The following is a 17241-nucleotide window of genomic DNA, read 5'->3' as shown; positions in this document are numbered from 1 at the left end:
CGGCTGCTCCGGGCCCGCACCGTTCCCGTGACGAAGGTCTGCCGGGGTGAGGACCGGAGGCACCGGCGCCCCCGGGAGGGGTGGCGCAGGCTCGGCCCGAACCGCCGATCGAGGGAGCCCGCCATGCCCGACACCGTGTCGCACGATCTCGCGCGCGCCCTGGAGCAGGCGGCCGACCGGGCCGCTCGCGCTCCCTCGGTGCACAACACCCAGCCGTGGCGGATCGAGTTGCAGCCCGACCACCTGGTCCTGCGCGACGACCCGAGCCGGCAGCTGAAGGTGCTCGACCCGCAGGGCCGCGAACTCGTCCAGAGCGTGGGGGCCGCCCTGTTCAACATCCGGGTGTCCCTGGCCGCGTCGGGCTGGGCGGTGGAGGTCGACCGCCTCCCGGATCCCGGCGACCCCGACCTGCTCGCCGTCGTCCGCCCGGTCGCGGGGCCGCCCGACGCCGTCCTCGCCGCGCTCGCCCCGGCCATCGACCGGCGGCGGACCAACCGACGGGCCTTCCTCTCGGCGCCGGTGCCCGACGCGGTCATCCAGGGGCTGGCGTCGTCCTCCGAGGCGGAGGGCGCGCTGCTGGTACCCGTCCTCACCGCCGCGCACCGGCAGCTGATCGCCCGCGCGACCCAGCAGGCCGACAGGATCCAGAACGCCGATCCCGCCTACCGGGCGGAGCTGCGGACGTGGACGAACCGTCCGCCGGAGGCCGGCGACGGGGTGCCGCCGGTGGCCGTTCCGCACGTCGACGGCCTGCAGCAGGACGACGTCCCGATCCGCGACTTCGACACCGCCGGCGCCGGGGCGCTCTCGCCCGAGACGCACTCCTCGGCGGATCAGACCATGGTGCTGCTCTCGACCCGCACCGACGACCGGCTGGCCTGGCTGCGGGCCGGGGAGGCCCTCGAGCGGGTGCTCCTGGAGCTCACCGCGTCCGACTGGGTGGCCGGGCCGCTGACCCAGCCCATCGAGGTCCCGCTGACCCGCACGCAGCTGCGCGCCGCCCTCACCTGGGACGCCCACCCGCAGATGCTGCTGCGGATCGGCAAGGCGGCGCCCACGGCCCGCACGCCGCGCCGGCCGCGCAGCGACGTCGTCGTCAACAGCCGGCGGCCCGAGCAGGTCCCTGCGGTCCCCCCGCAGGAGCCGACCGCGCGCCGCCCCGTGCCCGACGGGCGGGGCGGCACCACCTGGGTGTGACGGTCTACCGGCGGCCGCTCCGCTCGGCCCGCCGGCGCAGGCCGTGCAGCATGCGCCGCTCCATGACGAACCCGATCGGCTCGACGACCCGCCACAGCAGGCGCTGCGGGCGGGGGCACGCCAGCCGCTGCCGCACGACCAGCCGGGTCCGCCGGCCGCCGTCGACAGGGCGCAGCTGCCACTGCCAGGTCGCCATCGGCGCCTGCTCGCCCGTCCCCGAGCCGGCGGCGTGCGGCGGTCGCGGGTCCGCGCCCAGCAGCACGAGCGTCGTCGGGGGCTCCACCTGGTGCACCCGGAAGCACGGATAGCCCTCGGGCCCCAGCCGGATCAGGTCCCCGGGCCGGACGTCCTGGTGCTCGGGCAGGACGACGGCGGCGCTGGAGATCCGGCAGCCGACCAGGTTCTCCAGGCCGTCGTAGCTGTAGAGCCCTCCCCTGCCCTGCCCGATCTGCGCCAGCCACGGCCACACCGCGTCCGGCGCGGCGTCGACGGTGACCGCCCGCGTGTAGCCCAGCCGCGGCCCGGCGACGAGGTCGTCGCCGGGGAGCGCGGCGGCCACCTCGGCATCGGTCGCCCCCCACCGGTTGTAGCGCCGCCGGAGCAGCGGGGAGAGCAGCAGCACGACGGCGACCTGCGCACCGCCCAGGACGACGTCGGCGGCGGCCCGGCCCCACCGAGCCGCCACCGGGACCCGGCTCAGCGCGCGGTGGGCGGGCCGATCGGCCGCGCACCGTCGGGATGCACCACGAGGACCGGGCAGGGCGCGTGCATGGCGCAGTGCAGGGCCACCGAGCCGAGCAGCAGCCCGCGCAGGGCACCGCGCCCCCGGCTGCCGACGACGAGCAGGTCGGCCCCGCGGGCCGCGGTCACCAGCACGTTCGCGGCCGGGCCCTCGATCACCTCGGTGCGCACCTTCGGCGTCGGGCCGGCATCCGCGGGACGCGCGGCGAGGACCTCGGCCACCGCCTGCTCCGTGCGCGCCCGGAGCTCGTCGCGGACGCGCTCGGCGGTCGGCTGGATCATGCTGCCCATATCGGTCCAGGTGTCGGCGATGGCGTAGCTCGCGACGGCCTCCACCTCGGCGCCGGTCCGGCCCGCCTCGGCGACGGCGGCGGCCAGGGCCTCGCGGGAGGCCGGGGAGCCGTCGACCCCCACCACGACGCGTCCCGACGGGGTGCTGCCGGCCGGCACGGGGTGGACCACCAGCACGGGGCAGGGGGCATGGGTGGCGCAGTGCAGGGCGACCGACCCGAGCAGCGCGCTGCGCATCGCACCGCGGCCGCGGCTGCCGATCACCAGCAGCTCGGCGCCCTCGGCCCGGTCGACCAGCGCCTGGACCGCCGGGCCCTCCGACACGACCAGCCGGACGGTGACGTCGGCGATGCCGGGGACCGACGCCACGGCCGACTCGGCGCGCACCTCCTCGACCAGGTCGGTGACCCGGTCGTGGGTGTCGTCGCGGACGCCGGTGAGGTCGGGCACGTCGAGGGGCGCGCCGCCGAGGTAGTACAGCTCGATCGCGTAGCTGGAGACGACGTCGAGATCGGCGCCGCGCCGGGCGGCGGTGATCAGCGCGTGCACCAGTGCTGCCCGGGAGCCGGGCGACCCGTCGACACCGACGACGACCCGCGGGCGCGACCCGCCGCCGTCCGGTACGGCTGCGCTGCCGGCCTGCTCGGGGGTGGTGTCCATCTGGAGCTCCTGGGTGACTGCCCGGCCGGACGCCGGGCGCTGGTGCGACTGTCTGCCCCGAGGGCCGCCACCCAGCAGGGACCGAAGTCCCGGGCCGGTCCGTCCGGAGACCCTGGGGAGGCGCGGACCTCGCCCCTAGCGTCGGCCTCCCGACCCCTGGAGGAGCGACCGTGCAGGCCAGAGACGTCATGACCCGCGAGGTGGTCACCGTCGGCCCCGACACCTCGGCCAAGTACGCCGCCGAGATCATGGCCGAGCGCGGGTTCGCCGCCGTGCCCGTGGTGGACGACGACCAGCGGCTGGTGGGGATCGTGGCCGAGGCCGACGTCCTCGCCGACCGCATGCCCCCCGACCCGCGGCTGCACCTGCGCCGGGACGGCGGGGCCACCGAGGGTGTCGACCATCCCCCGCCGCTGCTCGTGCGCGGCGTGATGACCGCCGAGGTCCGATCGGTCGAGGCCGGCGCCGACGTCTCCGACGTCGCGCGGCTGTTCGTCGACGACCGCCTGCGCAGCGTCCCGGTGCTCGAGCACGACCGGCTCGTCGGCATCGTGAGCCGGCGCGACCTGCTGCGCGTCCTGGTGCGCTCCGACGACGTGCTGCGCACCGACCTGCTGCGGCTCGTGGAGGACTACACCGGGGAGGAGGGGGTCTGGGAGGTCGAGGTCACCGAGGGGATGGCGACCATCCGCCGGCTCTCGGGAACCCCCGACGGCCCGCCCGGGGTGGAGGAGCGTGCCCTGCGCGCCCTGGCGCACACCGTGGCCGGGGTGGTCGGGGTCCGCCTGCTGCCCGCCGCCCCGCTGGACGCCGGATCCTCGGCGTGACCGGGCGCCCCGTCGTCGTCGGCGTGGACGCGTCCGACGCCGCGATGCACGCCGTGCGGTTCGCGGCCGAGGAGGCGCGCCTGCGCTCGGCCCCGCTGCGGATCGTGCACGCCGTCCGGTGGCCGTTCGACCGGACGACCGAGCCGTGGCCGGACGTCGAGGGCACCGGGCTGCTGCGGTCGGGGGCCGACGCCGTGGTCCAGGCCGCCGCCGAGTCCGTCGCCGACCTGCTGCCGGCCGACCGGATCACCGCCGAGGTGGCCGACGGCGGCGCGACCGCGGTGCTGCTCACCGCCGCTGCCGACGCCCAGCTGCTGGTCGTGGGCAGCCGCGGGTCCGGCGGCGTCGCCGGGCTGCTGCTGGGCTCGACCGCGTCCGGCGTGGTCGCCCACGCCGACTGCCCCGTCGTCGTCCTCCCCGACGAGACCGCCGCGCTCGTGCGGGACCGCCGGTCGGTCGTCGTCGGCGTGGAGGGCCACCCGGAGGACGAGGAGGTGCTCGCCTTCGCCGTCGCCGAGGCGATCGCGCGCGAGACGGACGTGCTGGCGGTGCACGCCTGGCAGGACGTCGTCCTGGGCGCGGCCTTCCAGTCCGTCGGCCCCCTCGTGGACTGGGCCGGGGTCCTCGCCGACGAGGAACGGCTGCTCAGCGAGGCCGTGGCCGGCTGGCGGGAGAAGGAACCCGACGTCACCGTGCGCGAGGCCGTCGTCCGCGACCGGCCCGCTCGGGCGCTGGTCGCCGCCGCCCTCACCGCCCAGCTGCTGGTCGTCGGGCGGCACGCCCACCGGACGCTCGGCTCGGCCACGCACGGCGTCGTCCACCGGGCCACTTGCCCGGTCGCGGTCGTGCCGGTGGGCCAGGGAGGTGGTCCGCGGTGAGCACGGCGGTGAGGCGCGTGCTGGTGGCGGTCGCGAGCCGGCACGGCGGCACGGCCGGCATCGCCGCCGACCTGGCCGCGGCCCTCGGCGGGGCCCCGGGGGTGAGCGCGGTCGTGGTGCCCGTCGCGCAGCAGCCCGACCCGGCGTCCTTCGACGCGGTCGTGCTCGGCAGCGCCATCTACGCCGGACGCTGGCTCGAGCCGGCCCGCGAGTACGCGGCCACGCACGCGGCCCAGCTGCGGTTGCGGCCGGTGTGGCTGTTCTCCAGCGGCCCGATCGGCGAGCCCCCGTACCCGCCCGACGAGCCGCACGACGTCGCGCCGCTGACCGCGCTGACCGGTGCCCGCGGGCACCGCACGTTCCCCGGCCGGCTCGACCCCACCCGGCTCTCGTTCGGGGAGCGCGCGATGGCGACCGCGATGCGGGCACCGGTCGGCGACTTCCGGGACCCGGCCGCGGCGCGGGCCTGGGCCGCGGCCCTCGCCGTCGAGATCGGCGCGGCCAGCCCGGTCGCCTGAGGCGCGCTCAGGGAGCGGTGGCCGCCGGCTCCTCGTCCAGCTCGGCCGGCAGCGGGGTGGCGGCGCCGGTGCGGACAACGGTCACCGGGCAGGGCGCGTGGTGCACGCACTGGTCGCTGACCGAGCCCAGCAGCAGGCCCCGGAAACCTCCCCGGCCGCGAGCCCCGACGACGAGCAGCTGCGCGTGGGCCGCCGCCTCGATCAGGCCCCGGGCCGGCGGGCGGTGCACCACGTGGCAGGTGACGTCGACCGACGGGTCGATGCCGATCTTCGCGACGTGCCGGGACAGCTCGTCGTGGACCGCCTGCTCGAAGTCGGTCAGCGGGGGCACGTAGCCCGGCTCCTGCGTGGCCGGGCGCGGCGCCGTCGTCATGCTCCAGGCGCGCAGGACGTGCAGGTCGAGCCCCGCCCGGCGGGCCAGCGCGGCCGCCCACCGGACCGCCTCCTGGGCGCACTCCGAGCCGTCGTGCCCGACCAGGATCCCCCCGTCGAACTCCACGGTCTCCCGGACGTCGTCCACCCTGTGCCCTCCTCGCCTCGTTCCCGGCCGGTCACGCTCTCAACGGCCGGGACTCCCGATCTGCTCCCGCCGCGCCGACGGCGTGACGAGAGGGACAACGATCGTCGCATCCGGGACCAACGTCTCTGCGGGCGCCCGCCCGTGCCCGCCGAGACTCGGGGGGCGCCGGCGCGCCCCGCCGGCCGCCGGAACGGAGCACAGCCGCCGCCGGCCCACCGATCACGGGGAGTTCGCGTGGCCACCCTCGACGAGGACCGCACCCTGCTGGTCCTGGACGACGCCGACTGCCGGCGCCTGCTGGCCGGCCAGGGTGTGGGACGCCTCGGCTTCAGCGACGGTGCGCTCCCGGCGATCATCCCCGTCTCGTACTTCCTGCGGGGCGACGACGTGCTGATCCCGGCCGACCAGCGCAACCCCGTGGTCGCCGCCGTGCGCCGGGCCGTCGTCGTCTTCGAGGTCGGCGTCCTGGACCCGGTCAGCCGCTCCGGCTGGAGCGTCTCGGCCGTCGGGCCGTCTCGGGTCATCACCGACCCCCGCGCCATCGCGGCGATCGACGCGGGCGGGCTGGCCCTGGGCCCGCCGGCTCCCAGCCGCTGCTACATCTCGGTCCAGCCAGGGCTCCTGCGGGGCTGGCGCATGGGCCCGCCGTGGGACGGCCACGACAGCACCTGGGCGGCACACTCCGCCGCCGGGTGACAGCCGCCGGGTGACGAGCGCCACCGGAGTTCACCACCCCGTCCCGCATCGACCCCTATCGCATCGTCGGCATGCGTGCGAGATTCGTGACGGCGAGGGGGTGGTACCGCGATGAGCTCCGCACCGGCGGAGGGAGCAGGCGCCCAGCAACCGGCGCCCTCGGCGCTCTCCGGAATGCGCCTGACCGAACTTCTCGACGAGGTCCAGGACCGGCTCGCCGCGGTGGCCCGCACGCAGACCCGCGTGCAGCATCTGCTCGACGCCTTCCTCAGCGTCTCCACCGGCCTCGACCTCGACACGACCCTGCGTCGCATCGTCGAGGCGGCGGTGGGGCTCGTCGACGCCCGGTACGGCGCGCTCGGCGTCCTCGGCGAGGACGGCGGAGGCCTGGTCGCGTTCATCCACGTGGGCATCGACGAGGAGCTCGCCGCGAAGATGGGGCACCTGCCCGAGGGCAAGGGCGTGCTCGGCCAGCTGATCACCGAGCCCTACCCGCTGCGGATCGCCGACCTCAGCCAGCACCCGTCGTCGGTCGGGTTCCCGCCGCACCACCCGACGATGCACAGCTTCCTCGGCGTCCCCGTGCTCGTCCGCGGCGAGGTCTTCGGCAACCTCTACCTGACCGAGAAGGCCAACGGCGCGGAGTTCACCACCGAGGACGAGGCGGTGCTGACCGCGCTGGCCGGGGCCGCCGGCATCGCGATCGACAACGCCCGCCTCTACGAGGAGGGCGAGATCCGCCGGCGCTGGGTGGCGGCGGTGTCCGACGTGCGGGCGGCGCTGCTCGACGCCGTGTCCTCCGACGAGGCGCTGCTGCTGATCGCCGAGCGGGTCGCCTCGCTCACCGAGGCGGACGCCACCTGGCTCATGACCGGCCCCGAGCCGGCCGACGGCGGCTACGTGGTGACCGCGCAGAGCGGCGAGGGCCTGGCCGACATCGTCGGCACCCGCCAGTTCCCCTCGGACAGCCCGGTGCTCGAGGCCGTCGAGAAGGAGGGCCAGGACGGGGTCGTCACGCTGGACCTGAGCTCGGTGACCTACGAGACGCCGTCCGGCATCCCCTGGGGGCCGTGCCTGGGCATCGCGCTGCGCGGCGCGCACGCGCCCGACTCGGTCGTCGTCGTCGCCCGCCGCGCCGGGGGGACCCCGTTCTCCGACTCGGTGGCACCGCTGGTCGCCGCCTTCGCCGACCAGGCGACCGCGGCGCTGGACAAGGCCGCGCGCCAGCGGCTGGCGCGCCAGCTCGACGTCTACGAGGACCGCGACCGCATCGCCCGCGACCTGCACGACCTGGTCATCCAGCGGGTGTTCGCGGCCGGGCTGGCGCTGCAGGCGGTGCTCCCCCGCGTGGCCGACGCCGACGCCCGGCGCCGCGTCCAGGGCGTGATCGGCCAGCTCGACGACACCGTCCGCGACATCCGGACGACGATCTTCGACCTGCACACCACCGACACGGCAGGGCAAGGTGACAGCGTCCGGCGCCGGGTCCTCGACGTGGTCACCGAGACCGCCGGCGAGACCGTCGCGCCCACGGTGCGCATGTCCGGAGCCGTCGACAGCCTGCTCACCGGTGAGCTCGCCGCCGACGTGGAGGCCGTCGTCCGCGAGGCGGTGAGCAACGTGGCCCGGCACGCGAGGGCGCGCCACGTCACGGTGACCCTCGACGTCGGCGACGAGGTGGTCGTCGAGGTCATCGACGACGGGATCGGCATCGACGAGCGGGTCGCCCGCAGCGGCCTGCACAACGTCCAGGAGCGGGCCCGCCGGCGCGGCGGGGACGCCGAGGTCGAGCGGCTGCCCGACGGCGGCACGCGGCTGCGCTGGTTCGCCCCCCTCCGCTGAGGCGCGGGCGCCTCAGCCGGACGGACTCAGCGGGAGGACGGCGGTGTCGCGCGCAGCTCGGTGGCGAGCACGGCCGCCTGGGTGCGCCGCTCCATGCCGAGCTTGGCCAGCAGGTGCGAGACGTAGTTCTTCACGGTCTTCTCGGCGAGGAACATGCGCTCGCCGATCTGCCGGTTGGTCAGCCCCTCGCCGATGAGCTCCAGCACCGTGCGCTCCTGGTCGCTGAGCTTGGCCAGCGGGCCCGCAGGCTCGGCGGCCCGGCGCATGCGCTCGAGGACGGCGGTGGTGGCGGCCGGGTCGAGCAGCGACCCGCCCGCGGCCACGGTCTTGACCGCGCTGACCAGGTCCTGGCCGAGGATCTGCTTGAGCAGGTAGCCCGACGCACCCGCCATGATCGCCTCGAAGAGGGCCTCGTCGTCGCTGTAGCTGGTCAGCATGACGACCTTGAGCTCCGGCATCTTCGAGCGCAGCTCGCGGCAGACGCTCACGCCGTCGCCGTCGGGGAGCCGCACGTCGAGCACGGCGACGGCGGGCCGCAGCGCCGGCACCCGGGCCAGGGCCTCGGAGGCGTTCTTCGCCTCCCCGATCACGCTGATGCCCGGGTCGCTCTCGAGGACGTCGGCGACCCCGCGCCGGACGACCTCGTGGTCGTCGAGGAGGAAGACCGTGATCGGTGTCTGCACGTCGCTGCTCACGCGCAGGAGGTTATGTCCTCGGATCGGCACGGTGGTCAGGGTCTTTCGTCCCGATGACGACCGGTGCGACGTCGGTCCCTCGACCAGGGGCCGTCCGACCCTCATCGGCGCTCCCGCCGCCCGGCACGGTGAGTCCATGGACGACACCCCGCGGGTACTGGTCGCGTATGCCACGGCAGCCGGATCGACCGCCGGCATCGCCGAGCGGATCGCCGAGGTGCTCCGCTCGGACGGGGCACAGGTGACCTGCCGCCCGGTGGGGCCCGACCTCGACCCGGACGGCTTCGACGCCGTCGTCGTCGGCAGCGCGGTGCACTCCATGGCGTGGCTGCCCCCGGCCCTGGACTTCCTCCGCCGGGTGCCCACCGACGGCGCCCCGGTCTGGGTGTTCAGCGTCGGCGGCACGAACCCGTCCGGCCGCATCGCGCACAGCGTGGTCGGCATGGAGGCCGAGAAGGTGGCCCGCGGGTTCCCCGCCGACCTCGACGTCCGCGACCACCGGGTGTTCGCGGGCGTCGTCGTCACCGCGGGCCTGCCCCTGTGGGGCCGCATCCTGGCCCGGGCCGTCGGCGGGCGCCCCGGCGACCGCCGCGACTGGCCGGCGATCGAGGCCTGGGCCCGGCAGATCGCCGGCGTGCTCCGCGCCCGCGCCACCACGCCCCCCGACCCGGCCTGACTGCCGAGGAGATGCCGTGCTCACCACCGATCTGGACGTGACGACCGCGCGCGCCGCGGTCGCGCTGGCCAACCGGGCTCCCTCGGTGCACAACTCCCAGCCGTGGCGATGGCGGATCGGCGCGTCGTCGATCCACCTGTTCGCCGACCCCGCACGGGCCCTCCCCCGCACCGACCCGGAGGGGCGCGACCTGCTGCTCAGCTGCGGCGCCGCCCTGCACCACCTCCGGGTCGCGCTGCTGGCGGCCGGCCTGCGGGCCGACGTGCACCGCCTGCCCGACCCCGCCCACCCCGCGCACCTGGCCGCGGTGGAGCTGACGCCGGCCCGGCCCATGCCCGACGACCTGGCGCTCGCCGTCGCCGTGGAGGCCCGGCGCAGCGACCGGCGGATGTTCTCCGCCTGGCCCGTGCCGCCGGAGCTGCTGGCCGTCGTCGCCGCGGCCGCCGCCGCGGAGGGCGCCCGCCTGCAGTTCCTGACCCGCGACTCCGAGCGGATGTCGGTGGCCGGGCTGGTCGAGCACGCCGCCGTCGAGCAGGCGCTCACCCCCGACCTCGCCCAGGAGGTCGCCGCGTGGACCGGACGGACGCGCGGCTCGGCCGAGGGCGTGCCCGCCGGCAACGTGCCGGCCGCCCCGGACGGCGCCGTGCCCGTTCGGCACTTCGCCGCGGCCGAGCAGCCCCAGATCGACCTGGGCCGCGACGAGACCGACGGCACCGTGCTGGCCCTGCTGAGCACCGAGCACGACGGACCGGTCGACCGGCTGCGCGCCGGAGAGGCCCTGAGCGCCGCCCTGCTCACCGCGACCCGCATCGGGCTGGCCACCGACCCCATCAGCCAGCCGCTCGAGGTGCCGACCACCCGGGCCGGGCTGCGCGCCGCGGTGCTCGGGGGCGACGGCGAGCCGCAGGTCCTGCTGCGCCTGGGCTGGGCACCGATCAGCGCGGACCCGGTGCCACCCACCGGTCGGCGGCCGGTCGACGACACCATCGATCCGTTCGAGACCCCGTGGCCGTGACAGCGAGGCGCGCGGCCGCGAGGCAACTCCCGCTCGACACCCGGAACCCCGAGGAGAACCCGTGCACGCCCTCCAGATGACCGCCTGGCAGTCCGACCCCGAGCTGCGCGAGGTGCCCGATCCGCGACCCGGACCCGGCGAGGTGCTCGTGCGCACCGGAGCCGCGGGGGTCTGCCACTCCGACATGCACGTGCTGCACGAGTTCCCGGCCGGGATCTTCCCGTGGGAGCTGCCCTTCACCCTCGGCCACGAGAACGCCGGCTGGGTCGCCGAGCTCGGCGCCGGGGTCACCGGCCTCGAGGTCGGGCAACCCGTGGCCCTGTACGGGCCGTGGGGCTGCGGCAGCTGCGCCGCCTGCGCCGCCGGGGCGGAGAACTACTGCCGCCGGATGCCCCCGGGCGCCGCGTATCCGGGGCTGGGTCGCGACGGCGGGATGGCCGAGCACTTCCTGGTCCCCTCGGCGCGTCACCTGGTCCCGCTGCCGGGCTCGCTGACGCCGTTGCAGGCCGCGCCGCTCACCGACGCGGGGCTGACCCCCTTCCACGCCGTCGAGCGGGTGCGCGAACTCCTCGTCCCCGGCTCGACCACGGTCGTGGTCGGCGTCGGCGGCCTGGGCCACCTCGCGGTGCAGATCCTGCGCGCGACGACGGCCACGCGCGTCGTCGCCGTCGACCAGAAGCCCGAGGCCCGGAAGCTGGCCGAGCAGGTCGGCGCGGACGTGGTCCTCGACGGCGGCGAGGACACCGCCGCGGCGATCCGCGACCTGACCGACGGGCAGGGCGCCGACGCGGTGCTCGACATCGTGGGGATCGACTCCACGCTGTCGCTAGCGGCCTCGGTGGTCGCCCGCGACGGGCACGTCGTCGTCGTCGGAGTCGGCGGGGGCTCGCTGCCGGTGTCCTTCCTGGGGGTGCCCTACGGGGCGCGGGTGTCGACCAGCTTCTGGGGCACCCGGCCCGAGCTGCACCGCGTGCTCGCGCTGGCCGCGCGGGGCGACCTCGTCACCGAGACCACCACGTGGCCGCTGAGCCGCGCGACCGAGGCCTACGCCGCGGTGCGGGCGGGCACGGTCAGCGGCCGGGCGGTCGTCGTGCCCGACGCCGTCGGGTAGGACGGGGGAACCGGACGTGGACGGTGCCGACGCGCCGGTCGTGGCGGGCGTCGACGGCTCGCCGGAGGCGCTGGCCGCGGCCCGCCTCGGTGCGGTCGAGGCGCGGGACCGGGGTGTACCGCTGGACCTCGTGCTGGCCCTGCCGTGGCGCGAGCTGCCGCCGGCCGAGGACGCGGGCGGCGTGGACCTGGCCGGGGTCGTGCGGAGCATGGGTTCCCTCCTGCTGGAGTCGACGGCGCACGCCGCCCGGGAGGCGGCGCCGGGCCTGACGGTGCGCACCCGCCTCGTCGAGGGCCGCGCCACCGACGTGCTGCTCGCCGAGTCCGGGGGCGCCGCGCTGCTCTGCCTGGGCTCGCGCAGCGGCGGGCTGGTCGGCGACCTCCTGCTGGGAGCGGTGGCCGCCGGCGTCGCCCGCTCCGCCCGGTGCCCGGTCCTCGTGGTGCGGGCCGATGCGCGGGCCTCGGTCCGTGGGCGGAGCGGGGTCGTCGTCGGGGTCGACGGGGAGCCGGGTGACGAGTCGGTGCTGGAGGCCGCGTTCGCGGCGGCGGCGCGCCGGTCGACGGAGGTCGTGGCCGTGCACTGCTGGCAGCACACGGTGCCGGGACCGGCCCACCTCCTGTTCGACCCGTTCGTCGACGAGGACAGCGCGCGAACCCGCGAGGAGGCGGTGCTCGACGACGCCCTGGCCGCACCGATGGAGCACCGTCCCGAGGTCCCGGTGCGCCGCGTCGTCGAGCGGGGCCGGGCGGCGCCCGCGCTGATCGCGGCCGGTCTCGCCGCGGAGCTGCTGGTGGTCGGGCACCGACCGCGGGGCGGTCACGGGCTGGGCTCGGTGGCCACCGCGGTGCTGCACACCGCGACCTGCCCGGTCCTGGTCGTGCCGATCCCCTCGGGCGACCGCGCCGGATCCGCCCTCAGGGCCGAGGAGGCCCGATCCTGATCCTCACGTCGAGGGCCAGCGCACCGGCCTCGGTCACCACCAGCGGGTTGACGTCGATCTCGGCGACCTCGGGCAGCACGTCGGCCAGCCAGCCCACCCGCAGCGCGCAGTCCCCGATGCCGGTCCGGTCCAGCGCCGCCCCGTGCCCGGTGACGAACAGGCCCGTGCCGTCGAGCAGGTCCTCGACGTCGGCGGCACTGAGCGGCGCGAGCCGGTGCACCCGATGGCCGAGGGCGTCGGTGGCGCGCCCCCCGGGCCCGACGGCGACGACGGGTCCGGCGGAGGAGTCGCGCACGGCCCCGACGAGCAGCTCGTCGCCGGGCGTCACCATCGGCTGGACGACCACACCCAGCCAGGAGGTGCCGGCCCGCTCCGCCCACTCGTCGACCGTCCGCCCCACCTCGGCGGGGTCGGCCACCGGCAGCCGCAGCAGTCCGGCGTCCCCCTTGTGCACGACCCCGCTGACGTAGCCCTTCACCGCCACCGCGCCCCCGATCCCCGCCGCGGCGGCCGCGGCCTCCGCGGCGGTCGTCGCCCACGCGCTCGGGACGAGGCGCAGCCCCCCGGCGCTGCACAACGCCTCCACCTCCGGCGGCAGCAACCATCCGCCGGCCGGCTGCCGGGCCAGGGCAGCGGTGACGGCGGCGCGGGCGGCGCGCACGTCGACGCCCGGGGGGACGACCGGCGGACCGGGGGTCCGGGACAGCCAGGCCCGCCGGCGGGCGGCCACGGCGAGCGCGCGGGCGGCGGTCCCGGGCTCGTTGACCGAGACGAGGAACCGGCCAGGCGGCGCGCCGGGCAGCACCACCCGTTCGACGCTCGTCGGCCGGACGAGCGCGACGTCGATCACCGGCGTCGGGCAGCCACGGGCGGCGGCCGCCGCGGCAGCCACCACCACGCCCGTCGCCGGGTCGCTCACGGCGGTCGGGGCGGTGACGGTGAGGACGGCGCCGACGGCCGGGTGCTCGAGCAGGCAGGTGAGCGCCGCGGCGAAGTCCTCCGCGCTCACCGCCGCCCCGCCGTCGACGGGGTTGACCGTGGTCGCCAGCGGTGGCAGCAGCTCGCGGAGCCGGTCGCGCAGGTCGTCGGGGAACGGGTCGACGGCGAGCCCCTCGGCCACGCAGGCGTCGGCGGCCAGCACCCCGCCCCCGCCGACGTTGGTCAGGACGGCGACCGACGACGACGGCGGCAGCGGCTGCCCCCGGAGCAGCCCGATGGTGGCGCCCATGCCGGTGAGGTCGGCGACCGACTGGATGCCGCCGGAGGCGTAGGCCGCCTGGCGGAGCGCCTGCGGCGTGGCCGCGCGGGCGGTGTGGGAGGCCGCCGCCCGCCGGCCGGCGGTGGAGCTGCCCGGTTCGAGGGCGAGCACCGGCACCCGGGACGACAGGTGCGCCGCGGTGCGGACCAGGCCGCGCAGGTCCGGCTCGGACTCGGCGTAGAGGACGACGAGGGCCGTGCCGGGGTCCTCGTCGAACCAGGCGAACACGTCCCGGGCACCCACGTCGAGGGCGTCGCCGATCGCGACCATCGCCGACAGCCCCAGGCCCAGCCGGCGCCAGGCGCTGACGGTGGCGATCGCGATGCCGCCGGACTGGGCGACCAGGCCGATGTCGCCCGCCGGCGCCACCTCCGCGGTGAACGTGGTGTCGAGGCGTCCGCGATCCCCCGGGCCCACGACGCCGACGGTGTTGGGGCCGACCACGCGCATCCCGTACCGGTCGGCCAGTTCCCGCACCCGGGCGGGCAGGTCGGGTACCCGGCCGAGGCCGGCGGTGATGAGCAGAACGGCGCGCACCCCGTGCTTCCCGCACTCCTCGACGACGGCGGAGACCGACTCGGCCGGCACGGTCACGACGGCGAGGTCGATCGTGCTGGGCAGGTCGGCGACCGACGGCCAGCACGGCACGCCCTCGATCTGCTGCGCGTTCGGGTTGACGGCCATGACCGCGCCGTCGAAGCCCGCCGTCGCCAGGCTGCGCAGCACCGCCCGGCCGATCGAGGTCTCGGCCCGGCCGGCGCCGATGACGACGACGGTCTCCGGCCGCAGCACCGGCCGGAGGCTGGCGGCCGCGGCCCGGCGGCGGCGGTCCTCCGCCGAGGCGGCGTAGCGCTCGTCGCCGTGCAGGGTCACCTCGATCCGCACGCTCGACGAGTCGCGGTGCAACTGGACCGGCAGCCCCAGGTCCGAGAGCACCCGCACCATGGCGCGGTTCTCGGCCAGCATCTCGGCGACCAGCCGCAGGACGCCGGCGCGGACGGCGAGCAGGGCGAGCTCCTCGAGCAGCACCGTGCCCACCCCGTGGTGGTGCCAGTCCGAGTCGACGGCCGCCGACACCTCCCCGACGTCGCCCCCCAGCGGCACGAGGGTCACCGCCCCGACCAGCTCCCCGCGGACACGGGCGCCGAGCGTGACCTCGCCGTGCTCACCCGCCAGGGTCCGGGCGACGTACTCCCGGAGCCGCGACGGGTGCATCGACTGGAAGCGGAAGTACCGGTCGCGGTCGGACAGGCGCTCGAACAGGCCGGTGAGCTCGTCGACGTCGTCGGGCCCGAGCGCCGCGACCAGGGCCGGCTGCCCGTCGGAGAGGAGGACGCGGGTCGCCCGCCCGGCGGCGCTGTCGCTCATCCGCACACCCTCGCCGTCCCCCCGGCCCGTCGAGCAGGGACCGAGGTCCCGCGCCGGTGCGGCCTTCGACGGGTGCGCGCCACCGTCCCGGCGCGCCATGGTCGGTCGTCCGACCGACCGAGGGGGTTCCCATGGACGCGACATCGCAGTGGACCGTGACCATCGACATCGGCGAGCACGACGGGCACACGCGCGCCGTCGCCCGGCTGCACGCCCGCGACACCGATTCGCTCGTCGGCACCGGCTTCGCCCGCCTCAATCCCGCCGACCGCGACGTCCCCGAGATCGGCGACGAGATCGCGGTCGCCCGCGCCCTGGCCGACCTGAGCCGGCGGCTGCTCGGCGTGGCCACCGACGACGTCGAGCAGGCCAGCGGCGAGCCGGCGCACCTCGTCCTCTGAGCCGGTCCTCCGAGCCGGTCCTCCGAGCCGGCGCCCCGCTGCGCTCACCCGCCCGTTCGTCCCTGCCCGCCCCGCCGTTGGAGTTCCTGTGTCCCTGAACCTGGCCGTCATCCTGCGCGAGTCCGCCCGCAGCCATCCGCAGAAGCCTGCCGTGATGATCGGCGGCACGAGCGTCTCCTACGCCGAGCTGGACGTGCTCTCCGACCGCTTCGCGACCGGCCTGCTCGCCCGCGGGATGCAGCCCGGTGACGCGGTCGGCCTGCAGCTGCCGAACGTGCCGCAGTTCGTCATCGCCTACTTCGGCATCCTCAAGGCCGGCTGCGTCGTCGTGCCGATGAACGTGCTCTTCAAGGCCGGCGAGGCAGGCTACGTCCTCGCCGACGCCGGCGCCCGGCTGCTCGTCACCTGGGCCGGCGCCGCCGAGGAGGCGGCGAAGGGCGCCGCCGACGCGGGCATCACCGAGCTGTTCGTGCTGGACACCCCCGGCGTCCCGCACGTCGGCGTGGGCCGGCCGTTCGAGCAGCTGCTGGCGGCCGCCCCGTCCGGCCCCCCGCCGCTGCACCAGGCCGACCCGGGCGACACCGCCGTCATCGTCTACACCGCCGGCACGACGGGCCGCCCCAAGGGCGCCGAGCTCAGCCACTTCCAGCTGTTCATGAACGCCGACACCCCCGGGCGGCTCTTCGGCATCCGCGACGACGACGTCGTCCTCACCGTGCTGCCGCTGTTCCACGTCTTCGGGCTCTCCAGCATCCTGAACCTCTGCGTGCGCTTCGCCGCGACCATGACCCTGGTGCCGCGCTTCGAGGCGGGAACGGTGCTCGAGACGATCGCGCGCGACCGGGTGACGGTGTTCGAGGGCGTGCCGACGATGTTCATCGCCCTGCTCAACCACCCCGATCTCGACCGCTTCGACGTCTCGTCGATGCGGGTCGGCGTGTCGGGCGGGGCCCCGATCCCCGGCGAGGTGATCGACGAGTTCGAGCGCCGCTTCGGCATCGTGATCCTCGAGGGGTACGGCCTGTCGGAGACCGCCTCGACGACGACGTTCAACGTCAGCGCCGAGGAGCGGCGGATCTACAGCGTCGGCAAGCCGATCTACGGCGTCGAGGTGCAGATCCGGGACGTGCAGGGCCAGGTCCTGCCGCCCGGGCGGGAGCACGTCGGGGAACTGGTGGTGCGCGGCGTCAACGTGATGCGCGGCTACCACGGGCACCCGGAGGCGACCGCGGAGGCGATGGCCGGCGGCTGGTTCCACACCGGCGACCTCGGCTACGTCGACGAGGACGGCTTCTTCTTCGTCGTGGACCGCCAGAAGGACCTCATCATCCGCGGCGGCTACAACGTCTACCCGCGGGAGGTCGAGGACGTGCTCTACACGCACCCGGCCGTGGCCGAGGCCGCCGTGGTCGGCGTGCCCGACGACCGGCTGGGCCAGGAGGTGAAGGCCGTGGTGGCGCTGCGGCCCGGCAAGCAGGCGACCGAGGCCGAGCTGGTCGAGTACGTGCGCGAGCGGGTCGCCTCCTACAAGTACCCGCGCTCGGTCGAGTTCCGGGACCACCTCCCGATGAACGCCACCGGGAAGATTCTCAAGCGGGAGCTGTGAC

17 protein-coding genes are annotated in these 17241 nt (G+C 76.3%); 12 read left to right on the top strand and 5 right to left on the bottom strand.

Annotation, left to right across the window (positions count from 1 at the left end):
* Nucleotides 1–123: 123 nt before the first annotated feature.
* Nucleotides 124–1197, top strand: coding sequence for an Acg family FMN-binding oxidoreductase (locus ABD644_RS06335; protein ID WP_344687823.1), 1074 nt, complete (start codon nt 124–126; stop codon nt 1195–1197).
* A 4-nt stretch (nt 1198–1201) separates the two neighbouring features.
* Here the strand turns inward: ABD644_RS06335 and ABD644_RS06330 are convergent, their stop codons facing one another.
* Both ABD644_RS06330 and ABD644_RS06325 read right to left on the bottom strand, forming a co-directional pair.
* On the bottom strand, nt 1202–1882 hold the full coding sequence (locus tag ABD644_RS06330) for a hypothetical protein (protein ID WP_344687821.1): 681 nt from the start codon (nt 1880–1882) through the stop codon (nt 1202–1204).
* Between the two features lie 11 nt (nt 1883–1893).
* On the bottom strand, nt 1894–2889 hold the full coding sequence (locus ABD644_RS06325; RefSeq protein WP_344687820.1) for a universal stress protein: 996 nt from the start codon (nt 2887–2889) through the stop codon (nt 1894–1896).
* 170 nt (nt 2890–3059) lie between these two features.
* Between ABD644_RS06325 and ABD644_RS06320 the strand changes: the two genes are divergently transcribed.
* Genes ABD644_RS06320 through ABD644_RS06310 form a run of 3 tightly spaced genes read left to right on the top strand, consistent with a single transcriptional unit; the run spans nt 3060 to nt 5112 of the window.
* Nucleotides 3060–3716: a CBS domain-containing protein gene (locus ABD644_RS06320; RefSeq protein ID WP_344687819.1), complete on the top strand. Its 657-nt coding sequence runs from the start codon at nt 3060–3062 to the stop codon at nt 3714–3716.
* Complete coding sequence (locus tag ABD644_RS06315; RefSeq protein ID WP_344687818.1) at nt 3713–4594, top strand: universal stress protein; 882 nt, start codon at nt 3713–3715, stop codon at nt 4592–4594. The genes ABD644_RS06320 and ABD644_RS06315 overlap by 4 nt, the downstream gene beginning before the upstream one ends.
* Nucleotides 4591–5112 (top strand): flavodoxin domain-containing protein, encoded by a 522-nt coding sequence (locus ABD644_RS06310; RefSeq protein WP_344687817.1) that lies wholly within the window; start codon nt 4591–4593, stop codon nt 5110–5112. Before ABD644_RS06315 ends, ABD644_RS06310 begins: the two co-directional genes overlap by 4 nt.
* Before the next feature lie 7 nt (nt 5113–5119).
* Here the strand turns inward: ABD644_RS06310 and ABD644_RS06305 are convergent, their stop codons facing one another.
* Complete coding sequence (locus ABD644_RS06305) at nt 5120–5632, bottom strand: universal stress protein (RefSeq protein WP_344687815.1); 513 nt, start codon at nt 5630–5632, stop codon at nt 5120–5122.
* 234 nt (nt 5633–5866) lie between these two features.
* Here ABD644_RS06305 and ABD644_RS06300 point away from each other — a divergent pair, with 234 nt between their 5' ends.
* Nucleotides 5867–6328 carry a pyridoxamine 5'-phosphate oxidase family protein gene (locus ABD644_RS06300; RefSeq protein WP_344687814.1) on the top strand — a complete coding sequence of 154 codons (462 nt, stop codon included), beginning with the start codon at nt 5867–5869 and terminating at the stop codon, nt 6326–6328.
* 111 nt (nt 6329–6439) lie between these two features.
* Nucleotides 6440–8170: a GAF domain-containing sensor histidine kinase gene (locus ABD644_RS06295; RefSeq protein WP_344687813.1), complete on the top strand. Its 1731-nt coding sequence runs from the start codon at nt 6440–6442 to the stop codon at nt 8168–8170.
* Between the two features lie 26 nt (nt 8171–8196).
* Here ABD644_RS06295 and ABD644_RS06290 read toward each other — a convergent pair whose 3' ends face one another.
* Complete coding sequence (locus tag ABD644_RS06290; RefSeq protein WP_344687812.1) at nt 8197–8865, bottom strand: response regulator; 669 nt, start codon at nt 8863–8865, stop codon at nt 8197–8199.
* 136 nt (nt 8866–9001) lie between these two features.
* Here ABD644_RS06290 and ABD644_RS06285 point away from each other — a divergent pair, with 136 nt between their 5' ends.
* The 4 genes from ABD644_RS06285 to ABD644_RS06270 all read left to right on the top strand — a co-directional run bounded on the left by ABD644_RS06285 (nt 9002) and on the right by ABD644_RS06270 (nt 12607).
* Entirely contained in the window at nt 9002–9541 is a 540-nt protein-coding gene (locus tag ABD644_RS06285) for a flavodoxin domain-containing protein (protein ID WP_344687811.1), read from the top strand.
* 16 nt (nt 9542–9557) lie between these two features.
* On the top strand, nt 9558–10556 hold the full coding sequence (locus tag ABD644_RS06280; protein ID WP_344687810.1) for an Acg family FMN-binding oxidoreductase: 999 nt from the start codon (nt 9558–9560) through the stop codon (nt 10554–10556).
* 61 nt (nt 10557–10617) lie between these two features.
* A complete protein-coding gene (locus ABD644_RS06275; RefSeq protein ID WP_344687809.1) occupies nt 10618–11667 on the top strand; it encodes an NAD(P)-dependent alcohol dehydrogenase in 1050 nt (349 codons plus the stop codon).
* A gap of 16 nt (nt 11668–11683) precedes the next feature.
* Nucleotides 11684–12607 (top strand): universal stress protein, encoded by a 924-nt coding sequence (locus ABD644_RS06270; RefSeq protein ID WP_344687808.1) that lies wholly within the window; start codon nt 11684–11686, stop codon nt 12605–12607.
* Here the strand turns inward: ABD644_RS06270 and ABD644_RS06265 are convergent.
* Complete coding sequence (locus ABD644_RS06265) at nt 12582–15233, bottom strand: GNAT family N-acetyltransferase (RefSeq protein WP_344687807.1); 2652 nt, start codon at nt 15231–15233, stop codon at nt 12582–12584. The two genes, ABD644_RS06270 and ABD644_RS06265, sit on opposite strands and share 26 nt — an antisense overlap.
* Before the next feature lie 131 nt (nt 15234–15364).
* Between ABD644_RS06265 and ABD644_RS06260 the strand changes: the two genes are divergently transcribed.
* Nucleotides 15365–15634, top strand: coding sequence for a DUF1876 domain-containing protein (locus tag ABD644_RS06260; protein WP_344687806.1), 270 nt, complete (start codon nt 15365–15367; stop codon nt 15632–15634).
* Between the two features lie 88 nt (nt 15635–15722).
* A complete protein-coding gene (locus ABD644_RS06255; RefSeq protein ID WP_344687805.1) occupies nt 15723–17240 on the top strand; it encodes a long-chain-fatty-acid--CoA ligase in 1518 nt (505 codons plus the stop codon).
* Nucleotide 17241: the final 1 nt, after the last annotated feature.

Source organism: Blastococcus jejuensis (assembly GCF_039534705.1).
Taxonomy (GTDB): Bacteria; Actinomycetota; Actinomycetes; order Mycobacteriales; family Geodermatophilaceae; genus Blastococcus_B; species Blastococcus_B jejuensis.
The sequence above is the reverse complement of the archived record's forward strand: the minus strand, read 5'-3'. Positions and strand labels throughout refer to the sequence as shown.

What these genes read in the sequence shown, in the direction of transcription:
- ABD644_RS06335 (WP_344687823.1), top strand. Translation starts at nt 124, where the DNA reads ATGCCCGACACCGTGTCGCACGATCTCGCGCGCGCCCTGGAGCAGGCG.
- ABD644_RS06325 (WP_344687820.1), bottom strand. Translation starts at nt 2,889, where the DNA reads ATGGACACCACCCCCGAGCAGGCCGGCAGCGCAGCCGTACCGGACGGC.
- ABD644_RS06295 (WP_344687813.1), top strand. Translation starts at nt 6,440, where the DNA reads ATGAGCTCCGCACCGGCGGAGGGAGCAGGCGCCCAGCAACCGGCGCCC.
- ABD644_RS06285 (WP_344687811.1), top strand. Translation starts at nt 9,002, where the DNA reads ATGGACGACACCCCGCGGGTACTGGTCGCGTATGCCACGGCAGCCGGA.
- ABD644_RS06265 (WP_344687807.1), bottom strand. Translation starts at nt 15,233, where the DNA reads ATGAGCGACAGCGCCGCCGGGCGGGCGACCCGCGTCCTCCTCTCCGAC.
- ABD644_RS06260 (WP_344687806.1), top strand. Translation starts at nt 15,365, where the DNA reads ATGGACGCGACATCGCAGTGGACCGTGACCATCGACATCGGCGAGCAC.